21 protein-coding genes are annotated in these 19,344 nt (G+C 35.0%); 6 read left to right on the top strand and 15 right to left on the bottom strand.

What is annotated here, in order from left to right; translation table 11 throughout:
• Positions 1-305: transposase (locus H510_RS0112055; RefSeq protein WP_026904563.1), on the top strand; the 305-nt coding region annotated here is incomplete at its 5' end.
• Here H510_RS0112055 and tnpA read toward each other — a convergent pair.
• From tnpA to H510_RS0112035, 4 genes are all read right to left on the bottom strand, one after another.
• Positions 285-593, bottom strand: a complete 309-nt coding sequence (gene tnpA, locus H510_RS18800; protein ID WP_051291188.1) for an IS200/IS605 family transposase — start codon at positions 591-593, stop codon at positions 285-287. The genes H510_RS0112055 and tnpA overlap by 21 nt on opposite strands.
• A gap of 440 nt (positions 594-1,033) precedes the next feature.
• Positions 1,034-3,667, bottom strand: coding sequence for an alanine--tRNA ligase (gene alaS / locus H510_RS0112045; RefSeq protein ID WP_026904562.1), 2,634 nt, complete (start codon positions 3,665-3,667; stop codon positions 1,034-1,036).
• A gap of 59 nt (positions 3,668-3,726) precedes the next feature.
• Entirely contained in the window at positions 3,727-4,965 is a 1,239-nt protein-coding gene (locus tag H510_RS0112040; RefSeq protein ID WP_026904561.1) for a DEAD/DEAH box helicase, read from the bottom strand.
• A gap of 55 nt (positions 4,966-5,020) precedes the next feature.
• Positions 5,021-5,497, bottom strand: a complete 477-nt coding sequence (locus H510_RS0112035; RefSeq protein ID WP_036692720.1) for a DUF6702 family protein — start codon at positions 5,495-5,497, stop codon at positions 5,021-5,023.
• Positions 5,498-5,548: 51 nt separating this feature from the next.
• Here H510_RS0112035 and H510_RS0112030 point away from each other — a divergent pair, with 51 nt between their 5' ends.
• Genes H510_RS0112030 through H510_RS0112020 form a run of 3 tightly spaced genes read left to right on the top strand, consistent with a single transcriptional unit; the run spans position 5,549 to position 8,837 of the window.
• Positions 5,549-6,124, top strand: coding sequence for a HupE/UreJ family protein (locus H510_RS0112030; RefSeq protein ID WP_026904559.1), 576 nt, complete (start codon positions 5,549-5,551; stop codon positions 6,122-6,124).
• Positions 6,125-6,132: 8 nt separating this feature from the next.
• The gene (locus tag H510_RS0112025; protein ID WP_026904558.1) at positions 6,133-8,469 is read left to right on the top strand and encodes a M1 family metallopeptidase; all 2,337 of its coding nucleotides are present in this window, start codon (positions 6,133-6,135) and stop codon (positions 8,467-8,469) included.
• A gap of 17 nt (positions 8,470-8,486) precedes the next feature.
• The gene (locus H510_RS0112020) at positions 8,487-8,837 is read left to right on the top strand and encodes a bleomycin resistance protein (protein ID WP_026904557.1); all 351 of its coding nucleotides are present in this window, start codon (positions 8,487-8,489) and stop codon (positions 8,835-8,837) included.
• 229 nt (positions 8,838-9,066) lie between these two features.
• On the opposite strand, the gene H510_RS0112015 is transcribed toward H510_RS0112020, so the two are convergent.
• From H510_RS0112015 to H510_RS18795, 8 genes are all read right to left on the bottom strand, one after another.
• Positions 9,067-9,393 (bottom strand): helix-turn-helix domain-containing protein, encoded by a 327-nt coding sequence (locus tag H510_RS0112015; RefSeq protein ID WP_026904556.1) that lies wholly within the window; start codon positions 9,391-9,393, stop codon positions 9,067-9,069.
• A 4-nt stretch (positions 9,394-9,397) separates the two neighbouring features.
• Positions 9,398-9,649: a type II toxin-antitoxin system RelE/ParE family toxin gene (locus H510_RS20705; protein WP_245584831.1), complete on the bottom strand. Its 252-nt coding sequence runs from the start codon at positions 9,647-9,649 to the stop codon at positions 9,398-9,400.
• Between the two features lie 323 nt (positions 9,650-9,972).
• On the bottom strand, positions 9,973-10,446 hold the full coding sequence (locus tag H510_RS0112005) for a hypothetical protein (protein ID WP_026904554.1): 474 nt from the start codon (positions 10,444-10,446) through the stop codon (positions 9,973-9,975).
• Positions 10,430-11,209, bottom strand: a complete 780-nt coding sequence (locus H510_RS0112000; protein ID WP_026904553.1) for a hypothetical protein — start codon at positions 11,207-11,209, stop codon at positions 10,430-10,432. Before H510_RS0112000 ends, H510_RS0112005 begins: the two co-directional genes overlap by 17 nt.
• Before the next feature lie 360 nt (positions 11,210-11,569).
• Complete coding sequence (locus H510_RS0111995) at positions 11,570-12,307, bottom strand: (Fe-S)-binding protein (RefSeq protein WP_026904552.1); 738 nt, start codon at positions 12,305-12,307, stop codon at positions 11,570-11,572.
• A gap of 66 nt (positions 12,308-12,373) precedes the next feature.
• The gene (locus H510_RS0111990) at positions 12,374-13,693 is read right to left on the bottom strand and encodes an MFS transporter (protein WP_026904551.1); all 1,320 of its coding nucleotides are present in this window, start codon (positions 13,691-13,693) and stop codon (positions 12,374-12,376) included.
• A 54-nt stretch (positions 13,694-13,747) separates the two neighbouring features.
• The gene (locus H510_RS0111985) at positions 13,748-14,461 is read right to left on the bottom strand and encodes a head GIN domain-containing protein (RefSeq protein ID WP_162143078.1); all 714 of its coding nucleotides are present in this window, start codon (positions 14,459-14,461) and stop codon (positions 13,748-13,750) included.
• Positions 14,462-14,471: 10 nt separating this feature from the next.
• Complete coding sequence (locus tag H510_RS18795) at positions 14,472-14,837, bottom strand: hypothetical protein (protein WP_036692717.1); 366 nt, start codon at positions 14,835-14,837, stop codon at positions 14,472-14,474.
• A gap of 223 nt (positions 14,838-15,060) precedes the next feature.
• Here H510_RS18795 and H510_RS0111975 point away from each other — a divergent pair, with 223 nt between their 5' ends.
• Positions 15,061-15,729, top strand: a complete 669-nt coding sequence (locus H510_RS0111975) for a porin family protein (RefSeq protein ID WP_026904549.1) — start codon at positions 15,061-15,063, stop codon at positions 15,727-15,729.
• A gap of 72 nt (positions 15,730-15,801) precedes the next feature.
• Here H510_RS0111975 and trxB read toward each other — a convergent pair whose 3' ends face one another.
• Positions 15,802-16,752, bottom strand: a complete 951-nt coding sequence (gene trxB, locus H510_RS0111970) for a thioredoxin-disulfide reductase (protein ID WP_026904548.1) — start codon at positions 16,750-16,752, stop codon at positions 15,802-15,804.
• Between the two features lie 156 nt (positions 16,753-16,908).
• On the opposite strand from trxB, the gene mgrA reads away from it, so the two are divergent.
• Positions 16,909-17,901 carry an L-glyceraldehyde 3-phosphate reductase gene (gene mgrA / locus H510_RS0111965; RefSeq protein ID WP_026904547.1) on the top strand — a complete coding sequence of 331 codons (993 nt, stop codon included), beginning with the start codon at positions 16,909-16,911 and terminating at the stop codon, positions 17,899-17,901.
• Between the two features lie 160 nt (positions 17,902-18,061).
• Here mgrA and H510_RS0111960 read toward each other — a convergent pair whose 3' ends face one another.
• Together H510_RS0111960 and H510_RS0111955 are read right to left on the bottom strand one after the other, a co-directional pair.
• Positions 18,062-18,541: a DUF4199 domain-containing protein gene (locus H510_RS0111960; protein ID WP_026904546.1), complete on the bottom strand. Its 480-nt coding sequence runs from the start codon at positions 18,539-18,541 to the stop codon at positions 18,062-18,064.
• 2 nt (positions 18,542-18,543) lie between these two features.
• A complete protein-coding gene (locus H510_RS0111955) occupies positions 18,544-19,101 on the bottom strand; it encodes a GNAT family N-acetyltransferase (protein ID WP_026904545.1) in 558 nt (185 codons plus the stop codon).
• Between the last annotated feature and the right edge of the window lie 243 nt (positions 19,102-19,344).

Below are 19,344 nucleotides of genomic sequence, written 5' to 3'. Positions count from 1 at the left end.
AGAAAGCCTATGAAATCTCCCAAGAGCTGTCCTCTATATTGAGCCGTTCAAAAGACAGAAGAATAGCTTTCAAAAAATTGGCAATATGGTATAATAAGATAGAAAAACTAAGTCATAAATCCTTCAATACCATAGCTAGAACCATTCAGAACAATTATGAAACCATATTGAACTATTTTGATAATAGAAGCACAAATGCATCTGCAGAATCTTTCAATGCCAAGATAAAAGCTTTCCGCTCGCAGTTCAGAGGCGTAAGAAATGTCAAGTTCTTCCTCTTTAGACTAGCTAAAATATATGCTTAATGTCTCTCCCCAACTTTTACGCTTGATCCATTTTTGCTCTTTGATGTATAAAGAACTAGCTACTTTGATGTCTTTGACCAAAGAGGCTAAAGAAACCGATGGATGTAAATGTGTTACAATGTGGATGTGGTCTTCAACTCCATTGATTCGATATAAATGACATTTTTTATTTTCTAAAATCCCCCATATATACTTAAAAAGTTCTTTTCTATTATCCTTTGTAAGGGTACGTCCTCTGTATTTAGTACTAAATACGATTTGATAGATGATTTGTGTATAGGTACTCATGATGTTTTTATAGGTTGCACTTCATTCGCCTGTGTAAACTGTGGGTGCTCTAGTCGGCACATCTGTGCTTGCTCTAGCTCACAGGTAAAACCTGTGGTTGCTCTATCCCACAGGTAAAACCTGTGGTTAACCAAGTTTAAGCCCTTTGGGCTTAGCCTGAAAACTGGGTAATGAAATGCTTTTATTTTTTGTTTAAGTTAATAACAATAATTAAGGTGGCAAATTTTTTATAAACTAATATTTACAGCTTAGGTAACCAAACTAGAAAAGCTCCTTGTAAGCTATAATCCCAAAGGGATTAAAAGTCAATAACACTAGGTGCAACCTAGGGAGATAACACTAAGCGAGACCTAGGGAGATAACACTAAGTGCAACCTAGAGATAAAAAAAAGCAGCGCTCTCTAGGAAAACGCTGCTTTGATATCATGTAGTCATGAAAACTATAAAAATAATTTTGCTTTGTCTAAAGCGCTTTTTAGACCATCAGGGTTTTTACCACCTGCGGTAGCATAAAAAGGCTGACCGCCACCGCCACCTTGTATTTCTTTGGCTAGCTCTCTTACGATAGTACTGGCATTTAAACCTTTATCTTTCACTAAATTATCAGAAAGCATAACGGTTAAATTTGGTTTACCATCAAAAGTAGCTCCTATAACCAAGAATAAATTATCTACCACATCTCTCAGCTGGAAAGCTAAATTTTTTACCGCATCAGCATGAGGCAGATCTACCAATTCTGCAATAAACTGAATGCCGTTTATTTCTTGCGCTTTATCTTTTAAAGCATTTTTTAAGCCCGATGCTTTTTCAGAAACAGATTTTTCTACTTCCTTTTTAAGCTTGCTGTTTTCTTCTAACAAAGCTTCAACGCTTTTAGCAAGGTCTTTAGGATTTTTTAACAACTCCTTTAAACTAGCTAAAAGTTGATTTTGCTCTTGTATAAACTGCTCTGCTGCAATAGCCGTGATGGCTTCTATCCTACGCACACCTGCTGCAACAGCACTTTCAGAAATAATTTTAAAATACCCGATTTGCCCAGTTGCTTTTACGTGGGTACCACCGCAAAGCTCTTTGGAGTAATGGTCATCAAAAGTTATTACACGAACAAAATCGCCATATTTCTCACCAAATAAAGCCGTCACACCACTTTCTATAGCTTTTTGATAAGGTACATTTCTTTCTTCTTTTAAAGCGATGTTTTCTCTAATCTTCTCGTTAACAATAGCTTCTACTTGATGAATTTCTTCATCAGTAAGTTTAGAGAAATGAGAGAAATCAAATCTTAATTGATCTGCATTTACCAAAGAACCTTTTTGATTCACATGATCGCCCAGTACCATTTTTAATGCAGCATGCAATAAGTGAGTTGCCGAATGGTTATTTTCTGTTAAAGTTCTGCTTAGCGAGTTTATTTTAGCTACAAACTCTGCCTCTAAGTTTTGAGGCAAAGCATCGGTAAAGTGAATGATTAAGCCATTTTCTTTCTTGGTATCGGTAATGATAACTTCTTCACCTTCACCAATTAAAATACCACTATCTCCTACCTGACCACCACTTTCTGCATAAAAAGGAGTACGGTCTAATACCAACTGATATTGCTCTTTTCCTTTAGCTTTCACTTTACGATATTTCAAGATTTTAGCTTTAGCTTCCCAATCATCGTAACCTAAAAATTCTACTTCTTCGCCTTCGCTAACGATAATCCAATCTTCTGTATCAATGGCTGTTGCTGCTCTGGAACGAGTTTTTTGTTTTTCAAGTTCTACAGCAAAGCCTTCCATATCTACACTTAAGCCCTTTTCTCTAGCCATCAGCTCAGTTAAATCTATCGGGAAGCCAAAAGTATCATACAACTCAAAAGCAAAAGGACCATTCATAACCGTACCTTTATTTTCCTGAAGGTATTTTTCGAAACGGATAATTCCGTTTTCTAAAGTTCTTAAAAAGGCATTTTCTTCTTCTAAGATCACTTTTTGAACAAAATCTTGTTGTGCTATCAATTCATCAAAAACACCTTTGAATTGCTCTGCTAATAAAGGCACTAATTTGTTCATAAAAGGCTCTTTAAAGCCTAAATACTGATAAGCATAACGTATTGCTCTTCTTAAAATACGACGAATAACATAGCCTGCTTTGTTATTAGAAGGCAACTGCCCATCTGCAATAGCAAAAGCAATAGCCCTGATATGGTCTGCCATTACACGCATCGCAACGGCTTGCCCCCAATCCTGATCACCCGGCTGCGCATCAGCGTTATAAGCTACACTCGCAGATTTTGAAATAAAATCAATCATCGGTGTAAACACATCAGAATCGTAATTCGAAGTTTTACCTTGTATGACACGCACCAAACGCTCGAAACCCATTCCGGTATCTACGTGTTGAGCAGGTAGTTTTTTTAGAGATCCGTCTTTTAAACGGTTAAACTCCATAAAAACATTATTCCAGATTTCTATAACTTGAGGGTCATCGGCATTTACCAAAGTAGCCCCATCTACTTTCGCTCTTTCTTCGTTAGAACGACTATCGAAATGGATTTCTGAACAAGGGCCACATGGACCTGTTTCTCCCATTTCCCAAAAATTATCTTTTTTATTTCCGGTAAGGATGCGCTCTTTTGGTACAAATTGCAACCATAAATCGTAAGCCTCTTGGTCTTTTGCTAAACCTTCTTTCTCATCGCCTTCAAATATGGTTACGTATAAACGCTCTTTATCTAGCTTATAAACATCGGTAAGTAATTCCCAGCTCCATTCTATGGCTTCTTTCTTGAAATAATCGCCAAAGCTCCAGTTCCCCAGCATCTCAAACATGGTGTGGTGATAGGTATCAATACCTACCTCCTCTAAATCGTTATGCTTGCCAGAAACCCTTAAACAACGTTGCGTATCGGCCACACGAGGATATTTTATAGGTGCTTCCCCTAAAAAAAGATCCTTAAACTGGTTCATACCAGCGTTGGTAAACATCAATGTGGGGTCGTTTTTAACAACAATAGGTGCAGATGGAACAATCTGGTGGCCTTTAGAAGCAAAAAAATCTAAAAATGCCTGACGGATTTCTTTAGCAGTCATACTCATAGCCTGCAAAGATAAATTTGATTTTGGATTTTTAAAGATAAGATTTCAGAATACTAAGCCTGCTTAGCTTGTTGTTGCTGAGGCTTTTTGTTTTTATTGAATTTTTTCTTCCAGTTGCTTTTTCTTTTAGCTCCGCCAGCTGTATTGGGTTTATATACAGGCGCTTCCCCTAAACTCTCGGGCAAAGCTATTTTAGGAACTTCACGCCCCATTAAAGCTTCTATCCTGCTAAATTTATTCTGGTCTTTATCATTAATAAAAGTTATAGCCGTTCCGGTAGTTTCTGCCCTAGCTGTACGCCCTATACGGTGGATATAATCTTCCGGATCTGGCGGTACATCGTAATTAACCACTAAGCTGATACCTTCAACATCAATACCTCTAGAAATAACATCGGTGCCAACCAAAACACTTAGCTTTTTACCTTTAAACCTGCTCATGATATCTTCACGCTGCTCTTGGTCAAGGTCTGAGTGGAAAGCTTCTGCCGCTATTCCTTTTTTATTCAGCTCGGAATTCAGTTTTTTAACAATCTCCTTACGGGATGCAAAAATGATAATGCTGCTATAGGCTGCATCGGCCAAAATGGTTTTGAGTAAAGGTATTTTCTGCTCATCAAAAGCCATATATGCTTGCTGATTGATACCCTCTGATGGTTTAGAGATGGCGATATTAACCTCTACCGGGTTACGGAGGATTTTATTAGCTAAAATCCTGATTTTATGCGGCATGGTGGCAGAAAACATGATATTCTGACGTTCTGCCGGCAGATAACTCATGATACGTACAATATCATCAAAGAAACCCATATCTAGCATACGGTCGGCTTCGTCTAAAACCAAATGTTGTAGCTTAGAGAAATCTATCTTTCCGGATGTTAAATGTGCTATTAAGCGCCCTGGAGTAGCTACAATAATGTTTACCCCTTCTGCTAAAGATCTTTTTTGCTGCTCGTAATTAATACCATCACCACCGCCATAAACGGCAATAGAAGTACAACCTGTAAAATAAGCCAAGCCCATAATCTGCTGGTCTATTTGTAAAGCTAGCTCTCTGGTTGGCGCTAATATGATGGTATTGATATCATCGGTTCCTAATAATTGGATTTTATGCAAAACGGGCAATAAATAAGATGCCGTTTTACCTGTACCTGTTTGTGCACAAGCTATTAAATCTTGATTGTTTAAAATAACAGGAATAGCTTGTTCTTGTATAGGGGTTGCTTTGGTAAAGCCCATGGTATCTAAACCTTCTTGTAATAAGCTTACGAAATTAAATTCTTCGAATTTCAAATGACTGTATTATTATTTTTTGTAAATATATCTTAAATATTGCACAATAAGGCTATTACTTAAAGCTAAAGAAAGCCCTATTCTTTGGGTTATCCAGTTTTGTACTGGTTCTAGTATCGCCAGCTATAACATTTAAAATATTTACCTGACCATCATGTTGTTTAAATAAGACATCGTTAAAAACCTCCAATTTATTAATTTTAGTAACTTTTTCTGTCTCCAGATAACACCAAGCTGCATCTCCTTCAATCTCAAAACCTAAAAAACTAGCTGGCATAGTTTTACCATTTGCTACTATATAAAAGTGTTTTTGTAGATAAGTAGCTAATAATATTTCTAGTTCTGCTTTATCAGCAGGCTTAAGGATGTTTATGTCTTGCCCACTCTCCTCTTTTATAGCCTTTTCTAAATCGTCAAAAAAAATTTTGGTACTTATTTGTATGGTTTTACTTTCTGGATTTTGCCTTATATCTGTAACACTTACATAGTAAGGATGAAAAAACACTAATAATAAACTTAATATTTTCAGCATTATTAATAACTTCAAAGTTGATTTAACATCCTAAATTAAGAAAAATTATAGATGCAAGACTTTTCTTTATTTTTTGAACTTGGCTGGCAACACATTTTAGACTGGCAAGGCTATGACCATATTTTATTTGTAACAGCACTTTGTGGTACTTATTTAATAAAAGACTGGAAAAAAATCCTTATTCTAGTTACTGCATTTACCATTGGACATTCGCTTACACTAGCATTGAGTATATTCAACAAAATACTAATTCCTACGGTATGGGTTGAGTTTTTAATTCCGGTAACCATTTTAATCACAACTATTTTAAACATCATCAATAAACAAACCATCAAAAAAAACATCAACAGCTCTTATTGGTTAGCTTTGATATTTGGACTGATACATGGCCTTGGTTTTTCCAATTATTTGAAGAGTTTGATGGGTAAAAGCAACAATGTTGTTGCAGAGCTCTTTGCTTTTAATATAGGGTTAGAATTCGGTCAAATAATTATCGTATTTTCGATACTTATCTTATCCTTTTTACTGGTAAATGTGATAAGAGTACAAAAAAGAGAGTGGAACTTGTTTATTTCCTCAGCCATTTTTGGGATTTCCCTCATCATGGCTATAGAAAGAATACCTTAAAATAGTTTATGAAGAAAATTTTAGCTTTCCTGTTGTTATTAAGTGCACCAATAGCCTATACACAAGCACAATTTTTACAGCACAACCCCAATGCTAACCACGGCAATAAATTTGAGCAGTTAGAAACCATATTAAGAAGCCCCAATATGTACCGTTCTGCTTCTGGTGCACCGGGGCCAAAATATTGGCAACAAAAAGCAGATTATGATATTGATGTTGAAATTGATGACACCAAGCAAATATTAAGAGGTTCTGAAACAGTAGTTTATACCAATAACTCGCCAGACCCATTAACGTATTTGTGGTTACAATTGGATGAAAACGAGCATAAAGCTGGCGGCGAAAACCAAAAGTTTGATGGCAGCAAAATGAGCGAGAAAATGACCTATAACCAACTTAAAAGAATTAATGGTGTTGAGGATGGTTATGGCGTTAACATTTTAAAAGTTACCGATGCTAGCGGTAAAAATCTAAAATATACCATTAACCACACCATGATGCGTATAGATTTACCTAGTACCCTTAACCCAGGCGGTAAATACACTTTTAAAGTAAGCTGGAACTACAAAATCCCGAACAGAATGGTACAAGGTGGCCGTGGTGGATTAGAATATTTTGAAGAAGATGATAATTACCTGTACACCATAGCACAATGGTTCCCTAGAATGGCTGTTTACTCAGACTTTCAAGGTTGGCAAAACAAACAATTTACTGGTCGGGGTGAGTTTGCTTTAGCTTTTGGCGATTATAAAGTAAATATTACCGTACCTGCAGACCATGTGGTGGGTGCTACGGGCGAATGTCAAAACTACGCTCAAGTTTTAACTAGCACACAGCTAAACAGATGGAAACAAGCACAAACAGCTAAAGAACCTGTAGAGATTGTGACTTTAAATGATGCTAAAAATGCGATGAAGAAAAAATCATCAGCAAAAAAGACTTGGATATATAAAGCTACCAATGTAAGAGATTTTGCTTTTGTAACTTCTAGAAGATTGGTTTGGGATGCGATGAAGGTAAATGTAGAAGGTAACAGCCCAATGGCGATGTCTTATTACGGTCCAGAGGCTTACCCGCTTTACAGAAAATACTCTACCAAAGTTATTGCTAAAACATTAGAAGTTTATTCTAAACACACCATCCCTTACCCTTACCCAGTTGCTATTTCTGTAGAAGCTGCAAACGGTATGGAGTACCCTATGATTTGCTTCAACTACGGGAGAGCAGAAAAAGATGGTACTTATTCTGAAGCTACTAAATACGGGATGATAGGCGTTATTATTCATGAAGTTGGGCATAATTTCTTCCCCATGATAGTAAATTCTGATGAACGCCAATGGACTTGGATGGACGAAGGTTTAAACACTTTTTGCCAGTATTTAACAGAGCAAGAATGGGATAACAACTACCCATCAAAAAGAGGTCCGGCACATTTAATTGCAGATTATATGCGCTTACCTAAAGACGAGCTAGAGCCTATCATGACCAACTCAGAAAACATCATCAATTTTGGGCCAAACGCTTATGGCAAACCCGCTACCGCTCTTAATATTCTAAGAGAAACCGTTATGGGCCGCGAGCTGTTTGACTATGCTTTTAAAGAATACGCTAAAAGATGGGCTTTTAAACACCCTACTCCGGCAGATTTTTTTAGAACCATGGAAGATGCTTCTGCGGTAGATTTAGATTGGTTTTGGAGAGGCTGGTTTTACGGAACCGATGCGGTAGACATCTCGCTCGATGCTGTTAAATATTACCGTATGGATACTAAAAACCCAGAAATTGAAGCCGCTTACGATAGAAAACTTTATGATGAAGAAGCTTATAGCATCAGCAGAAAAAGAAACCGCGAGGCCAATATTAACTTCGCTGTGGAAGCTGATACTTCTTTAAACGATTTTTATAATAAATGGGACAGATTTGCTGCTACCAAAGACAAAAAAGCACAGTTTAAAAACTACTACGATGCTTTAAGCCCCCAAGAAAAAGCCCTTTACGATAGCAAAACCAATTTCTACGAGTTAGAATTTAGCAATAAAGGTGGTTTGGTAATGCCTATCATTATCGAGTGGACTTATACCGATGGTAGCAAAGAAGTAGATTATATCCCGGCTTATATTTGGAGAAAGAATGAAGAAAAAGTAACCAAAGTATTTGCTAAAGCTAAAGAAATGGCTTCTGTTAAGTTAGACCCTTATAAAGAAACCGCAGATATTGACGAAAGCAATAACAGTTTCCCAAGACAGCTTACCCCTACCCGTTTCGAGATGTTTAAACAACAAAAAGCTCCGGCAAGAGGTGCTTCTACAGGTGTAAACCCAATGCAAAGAGCAAGACAACAATAGTTATTTAAATACACTATATGCTAACAGCCATCAACCCCAAACTTCCGATGCGTAATAAAGCCATTACACAAGATTATTATGTAGATAAACTTGGCTTTACCATGTTAGCAGATTATGGAGATTATTTGATTCTGGCTAAAGACGAGGTAGAAATACATTTTTTTGAGTTTAAAGAATTAGATCCTAAAAGCAATTACGGACAAGTTTATATCAGGGTAAAAGCTATTGAAAAAATTTATCAAAGTTTCATCCATCATGGAGTAGAAATACATCCTAATGGACACTTGGAAAAAAAACCATGGCAACAAAAAGAGTTTGCTTTGCTAGATCCTGATTTTAATTTACTAACTTTTGGGGAAGCCATGTAAAGTCTCTTTTTATATGAATATCTAAATAGCATTATAAGAAGTGTGTTACATCTCAACACTATCGCAAATCTTAGCAGGCTGATTAGTGCAAACCCTGATTTGTGATGATGTTTTTTATCATATTTTAATCTTCTTATCTAAAGCACAAGTCATCCCATCTCTTTTGCCCTATCACGGAAGACTTGCACTAGAAAGGGTTTATTTAAGTTGGGTTGGGTGTTTTATGGTCTTAAGCTAGTTTAACAAAATTATCTTCAATTTTTACATTGAAATTTATCTCAGCTTTTAATGCTTTAAACACTTTTAAAATAGTATCAATTGTTGCACTGTTAGCACTGCTCTCAAGTTTTGAGATTTGAGCTTTTTGCACACCAACAAGTCGCCCAAGTTCTTCTTGTGTTAGGTTTCTTTCTTGTCTGGCAGTTTTAATCATCTTGCCTAAAACGTCCATACGGAGTTCGTATTCGTATTGGTCACGTTCTTGGGTTCCAACCTTACCGATATACTTATCTTTCATCTCGGCAAGCGAGTAGGTTTTTAATTCTTTAGTTACCATAAGATTACTTTTTACTTTTGTTTATAAAATACTTATCTCTAAGTCTTACCGCTCTGTCAATTTCATTTGCAGGGACTTTATCTACTTTCTTTATAAAACCGTGAGTTGCCAAAACTAAGGTTTCTTTATTGTCTGACTTATCCCAAAACGCTAGAAGTCTAATTTGAAATCCTGCATATTTTGTCCGAAACTCCCAAATGTCGTTTTGAAGTTTCTTAAAAAGCTTTGGATCATTAGTTTGTTCAGCAAGATCAATATTATAAAAGTTTTTTTTATAATCTTTAGATCAAGTCCTGAAATAAACTCATCCGCTTCCTCCAAAAATTTAGTCTCAAAATATCTCATTCAAAATTATCTTTTTGGAAATTCTAAATATAGTAAAAGTTTCCAAAATTAGAAACAATATTTTTGATATTTTATTTATTGGTATGTTTTTTTATACATCTAAATTAGTACAAACCCTGACTTGCGATGATGTTTTTTATCATGTTTTAATCTTCTTATCTAAAGCACAAGTCATCCCATATCTTTTGTCCTATCACGACACACTTGCGCTAGAAAGAGCTTTTTTCTTCATAACTATTCTTTAATTATCTTTATAGACCATATTAAGAGTAAAATAAGACCACGTAATGGGTAAATAATAAAAAGAAGAATACCGCATAATTTCAAGAGTATTGCATTTGTGTCGAAATTTGAAATATTTCTAATTGATTCTTTGTTAAGTTCAAGTTTATGTCTAAGATTTATAATAGTGATGCTGTCATTGGAGTTTCTCATGGTATATTCAAGGTCTGGGTTTGGCAAATTACTTTTATTATATACCTGTCCAATATCAGGTTGAGTTTTGTTCCATTTTAAGTTCCAAGGCAAATTAATAATGCTGTCTAACTTATTCTCATATAATAACTTCTCATTGGTTAAGACTTTACGATTACTATCTAAATTAATATTTACAATTTTTAGTACGCCATATACAATAAGAATCGTTATCATTATGCAAGCAAGGATTATTATTTCTCTTGCTATAGTTTTTTTACTTTTTAAATTCATAGTTCTCAGCAGTTCTGGCTTTTTGTTCTATCAGTTGTAGTTTTGAAATATTAATAAGGCTGTCGTACTTATTCTTAAGTTTTTCATTTTGCTCTTCGGTCTGTTTTTTGGAATTTCTGAGATCGAATAGTTCATTATTAGAATTAGTTTTTTCAACCATTGTTCCAATTGTAAAAGCACCGCCAAGAATTATTAATATTGAAGCAATAAAACCATACAATTGCCCGGTTGGTAAATTAAAAAATGCTTGACACAACTTTTTAAAAGAAACATTGTCAATTTGAATAGTCTCTTTTTTTATTCTATCGATTTCCTTATCTCTAATTTCGATTTCTTGTAAATAACCATTGTTAATATCTAATTGACTCTCATTATTCTCCAGAAGTTTGTTATACTCTGGGACTAATGAGTTCCATTTGATCAGAAGTTCGGAGTATTGTTGTTCATAATTTTTTTCAACGATGACCTTTTTTACTTCAGCAACTTTGGAATAGTCTTTAATAAATTCTATAAAAGAACTTAGTAGCTTTTTGGCTGTTTGTTTTCCTCCCCTCATAACGGTCGCTTTTGAAGAATCGATGTAAGTTTCAAAACTTATATGACTTACTTCAAGCCATTGCATAGAGCCTATTGGAAATATTTCACGCAAATCAAGAACCGTTCTAGCTTTCCAAACTTTTGAATCAAATCCGTAAACCTCAAGTTCAGATATTCTATCTTCAAGAATTTTTACAGCTTGGTCTGCTGGTACGTTTAATTTCATTTGAGTTTTTTAAGATGCTGTAAGTGTTAGAACTAATTTAATGTTTTGAATCTTGTCGGGTAGTCTGACCACTAATAGTATATATATCCCATAAACTCGCACAAATACAACATAAAACAATGGTATATATGCAAGTTCATCATGTTATTATTATTTTTTTGTAGCGTATAATTTATATCCAAATTCACAGGCATTTCAATAAGCAGATTTTAACTCTAAGCAAGTAAATATTTATTGAAAGTCAAAATATATTTTAAACTTCAAGAATGGATATGTTTTCTAACCTTAAAAATTTGCCTGACATTAACATAAAATTCATGTTAAATATCCTTGCAATAAGGTTTTTAGGTTTACATGATATTATAAAGAAGCATCTTCCATCCAACCAGTAGTTAAAACATCTGCTAAATGCATGGTTTTAATAGGTAATTGATGTGCATCTATATAAGCTTGTAATTGTAAAAGGCAAGAAGCATCTGTAGAAACGATATACTCTGCCCCAGTATCTAAAGCATTGAGTACCTTTTGCTCTGCCATAGCTGATGAAATATCAGGAAATTTAACAGAAAAAGTACCACCAAAGCCGCAGCAAGTTTCATTATCTTTCATTTCAACCAGTTCTAAACCATGTACTTTGGCTAATAATAAACGTGGTTCTTCTTTAATTTTACATTCTCTTAAGGCGCTGCAAGAGTCGTGATAAACAACTTTTGCTTCTAGCTCGGCACCAAAATAGTCTTTCTTTGCTATGTTGATTAAAAAGTCTGACAGCTCGAAAATATGGCTTTGTATAGTCCTACATTTATTATGAATTGCCGTATTAAAAAATAAATTGTTGTAGGCGTTTTTTACCATCCCAGTACAAGAAGCAGACGGAGAAACGATATAATTTTGTTCAGAAAAATCGTTTAGAAATTTACTCCCTACTTCCTTAGCTTCATCCCAAAAGCCAGCATTATAAGCCGGCTGCCCACAGCAAGTTTGCTCTGGATTATAAATTACCTTACAGCCCGCCTTTTCTAAAAGTTTTACGGTATTGTGGGCAGTTTCTGCATAAAGCTGATCAATAAAGCAAGGTATAAAGAGTTCTACGTTCATGTATGGGCGTTAAAGGCTCAAAAGTAAAGGATATAAGTTAAAAAGCGTTAGGCAATTTTAAAATGCTTAAATACCAGCAATAGTTTTTTGTTTCTTTTCTGAGTTTAGAACCGTAAAAAGTACCATTAAGCCTATGGTAAAAAAAGATGCTAAAGCTAATGTAGAGTTTCGCATACTGCCTGTAAGTTCTTCTATCATACCAAAACTAAACAAACCTGCTACAATAGCTATCTTCTCGGTTACATCATAAAAACTAAAAAAAGAAGCGGTATCTGGCGTGTTTTCTGGTACAAATTTAGAAAATGTTGAACGTGATAAAGATTGAATACCACCCATAAACAAGCCCACAACAGCTGCTAAAACAAAAAATTCTGTTTGGTTGGTAATATGATAAGCGGCAATACAAACCAATATCCAAATACTTACCACAAAAATAAGTACCTGTATATTACCAAAACGTTTAGAGAGCTTAGACATTAAAATAGCCCCTAAAATAGCTACCAATTGAATAATTAAAATGGTGATGATGAGCTTTTCTGTACCCAGTTGTAAGACTTTTTCGCCAAAATTTGCAGCAACCAGCATAATGGTTTGTACACCCATAGCGTAAAAAAAGAAAGCCATCAAAAATCGTTTTAAAACCGCCATTTGACTTACCTGTTTCCAAACTTTTAATAATTCCTGAAAACCACTACTAATTTTTGCTTTATCTACCTTATTATAATTTGGGCTACCTTTTGGCAAAACCCTAAAAGATATATGCGCAAAACTTATCCACCAGATACCAACCAATAGAAAAGATAAACGAGCCGGAAATGTTGCATCCTTAATGCCAAAAAGATCAGGCATCAACACAAAAACAAAACAAATAATTTGTAAAATAACACTCCCTACATAACCGTAAGCAAAGCCTTTTGCACTAACGGCATCTTGGTTCTCTTTACTTGCTATTTCGGGTAAATAAGAGTTTATAAATACAATACCCCCACAATAACCTATAGCCGCTAGCGCAAATAAAACAACCCCAAGTTCTAAAGTATCTGATTTAAAAAAATATAAACCCGCACAAGATAAAGCACCTAACCAGGTAAATAATCTCAGAAATATTTTTTTATTACCACGATAATCTGCTGTGGCACTTAAAAAAGGCGTAATGACAGCAATAACCAAGTAAGCAACTGCTAAAGCATAATTAGACAATGCTGTGTTTACGAATTCTAAGCCAAAGAAAGAGACCTTATCTGTTGTGCCAAAAGCTGTTTTTGTAGTGGTTATAGCTGTATAATAAGCAGGAAAAATGGTGGATGTAATCACCAAGTTATAAGAGGAGTTTGCCCAATCGAACATGGCCCATGACCGAATGGTTTTTTGATTGTCTTTAAACATTGGGCTTAAAATTATAGAAATATTTCAGCATTTTAATGATCACAATTTTTAAAGTTAATTAGCCTGAGTTATACTTGATATGCCGCTTTCATCTCGTTTTATAGTTTTAGGATTTCCTTTATAAACGATATTGCTTTGTCCTGATGTTTTTACTTCCAAATTATTTAAAACATTTATTTGTGCATCACTAGCTCCGCTACTTTCTATTTTATAATCGCTTACTACAAAATCAAATGCCTTAATGGTACTTGAGCCACTACTTTCTACAAAATGTTGTCTGCTTTGACCTCTTAAGCTGATTTCTGCTGCTCCGGATGTTTTGGTGTTTAATCTTGCTGCTTCTAAAACCAAAGCTATATCAGTTGCTCCACTTAAATTCAGCTCAAAATCCTGAGTCGTAATTTTACTTTCTCCTATGATTTCTACCGCTCCGGATGCTGTAATAGCATTCCAAGTTTTAGAAGATAAACTTATAGCAATGGGCCCACCATCACACATATTTTGATCAAGTTTTATCGTGAGTTCATCACCAGATATTTTTTGCTTTACATGAGGGATAACATTATCATCTGCCATGATGCTCATGGTGCTAGAGTCTGATTGAAAAATCAAAACCTTAAAATCGCCTGATATATTTAATTTCGAAAAATTGCCGATACTTCTTTGTTCTACAATTTGTTCTCCAGAACCTGTTACACAGCCAGATCCTCCGCAAGAGGATAATAAGCTTATTAATAGTGCTAATGTGTAAAATAGGTAGTTTCTCATAATTATCATATTAGATTTCATCTGGTTCTCTTTCTGGTATATACTCGCCTTTTAGTTGTAAGCTTTGATGGCTAAAATTAAAATCAATTTTCATTTTTTCAGGTGCATGGTAATCCAAATCTGCACAAGCATTAAAAAAACCTATTTGGTAATAAACGATGAAATATCCGCTCTCAGCAGTTTGATAATAGATTTGATTTTCTTGTAAAACTAAATCATACACCCTTTCTTTTTTATGGTAATGATAACTAAAAATTAAATCGTGTAGTAAAGTTTCCTGATTTTTCAGGAATAAAAACAGCTGTTTTTGATGTTTCTCCCCTATTAATTTATTTTTTTCTTCTTCGCTTAGGCTGATATTCCTGGTCTCTTGCATAAAACAAAATTAAAAATAGATTACACTTTAGTCGACAAATTGTAACATAAAAGTGACGGAAATGTATTTTATAAGCTACAAATCAAATAAAGCTGATGATAAGCCTTACAGCAAAAATCAGGCTCATTTTCAGCGATATAATGTAAAAATGAGATACATCATGCCAATTGGACCTGATATTGAACAAATGGCTTTGAACTTATTTAATTTAAATAATATAATTATGAAAAAAGTTTTTTTTGTAGCAGCAGCTTTCATTTTCGGAAGCACTGTATATGCACAAACAAGTACAACATCTTCTGTAGGAGCAACCAAATTTGGTTTAAAAGCCGGGGTTAACTTACCAAAGTATCAGTTTACTGATGATGATGCCAACACTTCTAACGATACAGAAAGTGCTGTAAACTTCCATGTAACTGGTTATGCTGATGTTCCTTTATCAGGGATGTTCTCTGTACAACCTGGTATTTCTTTACAAGGTAAAGGTGCCAAGTATACTAGCGGGAATAATGAACTAACAGAAAATGTTTTGGCTGTTGAGGTACCAGTAAACTTTGTTTTAAATGTACCAGCCGGACCAGGTAAATTCTTTTTAGGTGCTGGCCCTTACGCTGGCTTTAACGTAGCAGGCCAATATAAAGGCGAAGGTTCTTTTTTTGGTATTGATTATGAAGGTGAAACAGATATGAATATTGGAAATGACTCTGGAGATGATATTAAACCTCTGGATTTTGGTTTCAATTTCTTAACAGGTTATCAATTTTCATCAGGATTTAACATTGGTGCAGGTTATGGTTTAGGTTTAACTAACTTACGTCCGGGTAGTACCAGCGCAACTAATGTAGAGAAAAACAACCGTGTTTTATCTTTCTCTGTAGGTTTTGCCTTTTAAAAAAAAATTTAAATAAAAAAAAGCGAGTTTTTAAAGCTCGCTTTTTTTTATGTTTTAATATTTTTTGTTTTATCACTCTGAATCTTCTAGAGCAGCCAAGTAGCGCTCGGCTTCTAAAGCAGCCATACAACCAGAACCTGCTGCCGTTACTGCCTGACGATATATTTTATCCTGTGCATCTCCAGAAACAAAAACTCCAGGAATATTTGTAGCTGTACTATCCGGTTTGGTAATGATATAGCCTGTTTCATCCATGTCTATCCAACCTTTAAAAATATCTGTATTAGGTTTATGACCAATAGCTACAAAGAAACCTGTTACATTTAAATCCTTAGTTTCTTGTGTTTTGTTATTGATAACCCTAACGCCCGTAACATTTTTACCATCGCCTAAAATCTCTTGGGTTTCTGAGTTATATAGAATCTCAATATTCGCGGTATTTAATACGCGTTTTTCCATGGCTTTTGAGGCTCTAAACTCATCACGACGTACAATCATATAAACCTTATTACATAATTTAGCCAGATAAGTAGCCTCCTCTGCTGCGGTATCTCCTGCCCCTACAATGGCAACATCTTGGTTTTTAAAGAAAAAACCATCACAAACGGCACAAGCAGAAACACCAAAACCGTTATATTTTTGCTCAGATTCTAAACCTAACCATTTAGCCGATGCTCCTGTAGAAACAATTACCGTATCTGCTAATATCGTTTTAGTATCATCTACCACAACTTTATGTACCGGACCTGTAAAATCTACTGATGATACGTAACCAAAACGGATATCAGTACCAAAACGCTCTGCCTGTTTTCTAAAATCTTCCATCATTTCTGGCCCCATCACACCTCCAGGATAACCTGGGAAATTTTCAACATCAGTGGTTTGCGTTAGTTGCCCACCCATTTGCATACCTGTTATCATCACAGGTTTTAAATCTGCTCTGGCGGCATAAATAGCAGCAGTGTAGCCTGCCGGACCAGATCCTATAATTAAGCACTTTACGTGTTCTAATTCTTCTGTCATTATTTTATTTGTGATTGAGATGCAAAGTTAATGTTAGCAGCTAAAAACACAAATCTGTAAGAAATTATGATGAAATTATGATGCTGCCGGTCATTTATTTTTTTAGATCCTTAAAGCTATAATTAATTATTATTTTGGCATTTTAAATCTTAAAACATGCATTATATTCCTCAAAAAAGCAGATACACCAAAATGATTTACCGCAGATGTGGCAAAAGCGGCATTAAATTATCAGCATTATCCTTAGGCTTGTGGCATAACTTCGGTGGTGTAGATACTCTTGAGAACTGCAGAAATATCATTAAAACTGCTTTTGATAATGGCATTACCCACTTTGATTTGGCTAACAACTATGGCCCGCCTCCGGGCTCTGCTGAAGAAAATTTTGGTCATATCTTAAAAAAAGATTTTAGTGGCTACCGCGATGAAATGATTATTTCTTCTAAAGCGGGATATACCATGTGGGATGGCCCCTACGGCGATTGGGGTTCTAAAAAATATCTGGTTTCTAGTTTAGACCAAAGTTTAAAGCGTATGCAATTAGACTATGTGGATATCTTTTATCATCACCGCCCAGATCCAGAGACGCCTCTTGAAGAAACCATGAGCGCTTTAGATTTAATAGTGCGACAAGGAAAAGCTTTATACGTTGGTCTTTCTAATTACAAACCTGAGGAATGTGCCAAAGCCATACAAATTTTAAAAGATTTGGGCACACCATGTATCATCCACCAACCTAAATATTCTATGTTTGAACGTTGGGTTGAGCATGGCTTATTAGATTTATTAGGCAAAGAGGGTGTTGGCTGTATTCCTTTCTCGCCCTTGGCACAAGGTTTATTAACCGATAAATATTTAAAAGGTATTCCGCAGGATTCCAGAGCTGCAAAATCTCATGGTTTTTTAAAAGCCGAGCACATCACAGAGGAAAGATTAAACCAAATTAAAGCTTTACATGAGATAGCAATCAGCAGAAACCAAAGTTTAGCACAAATGGCAATTGCTTGGTTGTTAAAAGACGAGCGTATTACCTCCGTTCTGGTAGGTGCAAGCAAACCCGAACAGTTAGAAGATTCTCTAAAAGCATTAAACCATATCGTATTTAGCGAAGATGAACTGGAGAGGATTATTAGTTTGTTGGGTGGTTAGGTTGTTAGTTTGTTAGGTGGTTAGGTTGTTGGGTTGTTAGGTGTTGTTGGGTGGTTAGTTTGTTGGGAGTAGGAGATTTTTTTATAGGTATTTATTGAGGATAACATGATTATTTCCTTTTTGAATAAGTGCGAGTTAGGGCTTTAAGTAATTATTTAATTTATTTTGTCCGTAAAAAAATCATGGCAATTACTGTGGTTATTATACCCATAACTAAAGCTCCTATTACGCCTTGTACTGCATAATTTTGGTAATTAAAATTGGTTTGTGCTTCTACTGTTGTCTTGTAATAACCTAGCTCTACAGAACGTTTGATCACATTTGGAAAATATTCAGGCGTGATTATAAAAGATGTTATCCATTGTGTTAATGGACTTAATAAAGCAATAAAAACTGATAAAATAATTCCAGAAATTAATCCTTGTTTATAGTTGATTTGCTGGTTATAAAAACTTCTCTTTTTATCTTTCAAAGCCATTACCATAACCGCAATTGCAGGAATCGCAAAAAGATTAGTCAAATAAAGATGATAGTCAATATACTTTCCATGTAGTCCACATAGTTTTTCTAATACCATCCAAAGTAATACAACCACTGAAAATATGATTGCCCATTTAATTTCAATTTTTAAACTATTCATGGTTAAAGGTACTTTACATTCAGATTGTTGAGGATTTTTGCGAATATATCAAGGCTAATAAATTTACCGTTCTTAATTTCGCAATCAATCATCGTTCCTTCGTGTTTAAAGTCAAGTTTTTTCATTGCATTTTTACAATTTAAATTATCCGATTCTACAAACCCTTCAATTCTATGAAGTGCTAATTTTTCAAATCCGTAATTGCAAATAATAGGAAGTACTTCAGTCATTATTCCTTGCCCCCAAAATTCTTTAAAAAGCCAAAATCCGATTTCTGCTTTTTTGTGTTCCTTACTTAAAGAATTCAGTCCGCCTGCACCGTAAAACGTTTTATGATCTAAAGAGCAAACTGCCCACCATATACCTGTCCCTTCTTTTTCTAAGTTTGAAAAAAATTCCATTTGTTCTTTTGTTTCTTCAAGTGTTTTGTAACTGACACCATAATATTTTATAATTTCCGGATCTGAGAGACCTTTATAAACATTCTCCAAGTCGCTTTCAACAAATTGTCTTAACAAAAATCTTTGAGTCTTTAGTATTGGAAATTCAAATGTTTTCATAAGTTGTTTCTTGTGTCAAAGTTGTCCCAACGGCCCGGGGCTTTGCGATGGTGGGGCAATCGAAGCACAAATCTTCAATTTTGCACAAAAGTTCAATCGAAGAACAACTGTTAAATTTTGCAGTTTCGCCCCACTATTGCAAAACCCGTGTGCTTGTTGCACAACTTCCTATACCATCCAAATATACCATACCTACATCAATAAATACAACAAGAAAAATTCTATTTAATAACCTGTTTATCA

Source organism: Pedobacter glucosidilyticus DSM 23534, assembly GCF_000425145.1.
Classification (GTDB): domain Bacteria; phylum Bacteroidota; class Bacteroidia; order Sphingobacteriales; family Sphingobacteriaceae; genus Pseudopedobacter; species Pseudopedobacter glucosidilyticus.
Note: the sequence above shows the minus strand (reverse complement) of the source record. Positions and strands in the feature narration are given on the sequence as shown.

What these genes read in the sequence shown, in the direction of transcription:
- H510_RS0112000 (WP_026904553.1), bottom strand. Translation starts at nt 11,209, where the DNA reads ATGAAATTAAACGTACCAGCAGACCAAGCTGTAAAAATTCTTGAAGAT.
- H510_RS0112035 (WP_036692720.1), bottom strand. Translation starts at nt 5,497, where the DNA reads ATGCTGAAAATATTAAGTTTATTATTAGTGTTTTTTCATCCTTACTAT.
- alaS (WP_026904562.1), bottom strand. Translation starts at nt 3,667, where the DNA reads ATGACTGCTAAAGAAATCCGTCAGGCATTTTTAGATTTTTTTGCTTCT.
- trxB (WP_026904548.1), bottom strand. Translation starts at nt 16,752, where the DNA reads ATGACAGAAGAATTAGAACACGTAAAGTGCTTAATTATAGGATCTGGT.
- H510_RS0111995 (WP_026904552.1), bottom strand. Translation starts at nt 12,307, where the DNA reads ATGAACGTAGAACTCTTTATACCTTGCTTTATTGATCAGCTTTATGCA.
- H510_RS0112015 (WP_026904556.1), bottom strand. Translation starts at nt 9,393, where the DNA reads ATGGTAACTAAAGAATTAAAAACCTACTCGCTTGCCGAGATGAAAGAT.
- H510_RS0112005 (WP_026904554.1), bottom strand. Translation starts at nt 10,446, where the DNA reads ATGAATTTAAAAAGTAAAAAAACTATAGCAAGAGAAATAATAATCCTT.
- tnpA (WP_051291188.1), bottom strand. Translation starts at nt 593, where the DNA reads ATGAGTACCTATACACAAATCATCTATCAAATCGTATTTAGTACTAAA.
- H510_RS0111955 (WP_026904545.1), bottom strand. Translation starts at nt 19,101, where the DNA reads ATGAAAACATTTGAATTTCCAATACTAAAGACTCAAAGATTTTTGTTA.
- mgrA (WP_026904547.1), top strand. Translation starts at nt 16,909, where the DNA reads ATGCATTATATTCCTCAAAAAAGCAGATACACCAAAATGATTTACCGC.
- H510_RS0111975 (WP_026904549.1), top strand. Translation starts at nt 15,061, where the DNA reads ATGAAAAAAGTTTTTTTTGTAGCAGCAGCTTTCATTTTCGGAAGCACT.
- H510_RS18795 (WP_036692717.1), bottom strand. Translation starts at nt 14,837, where the DNA reads ATGCAAGAGACCAGGAATATCAGCCTAAGCGAAGAAGAAAAAAATAAA.
- H510_RS0111985 (WP_162143078.1), bottom strand. Translation starts at nt 14,461, where the DNA reads ATGAGAAACTACCTATTTTACACATTAGCACTATTAATAAGCTTATTA.
- H510_RS0111960 (WP_026904546.1), bottom strand. Translation starts at nt 18,541, where the DNA reads ATGAATAGTTTAAAAATTGAAATTAAATGGGCAATCATATTTTCAGTG.
- H510_RS0111990 (WP_026904551.1), bottom strand. Translation starts at nt 13,693, where the DNA reads ATGTTTAAAGACAATCAAAAAACCATTCGGTCATGGGCCATGTTCGAT.
- H510_RS0112020 (WP_026904557.1), top strand. Translation starts at nt 8,487, where the DNA reads ATGCTAACAGCCATCAACCCCAAACTTCCGATGCGTAATAAAGCCATT.
- H510_RS0112025 (WP_026904558.1), top strand. Translation starts at nt 6,133, where the DNA reads ATGAAGAAAATTTTAGCTTTCCTGTTGTTATTAAGTGCACCAATAGCC.
- H510_RS0112030 (WP_026904559.1), top strand. Translation starts at nt 5,549, where the DNA reads ATGCAAGACTTTTCTTTATTTTTTGAACTTGGCTGGCAACACATTTTA.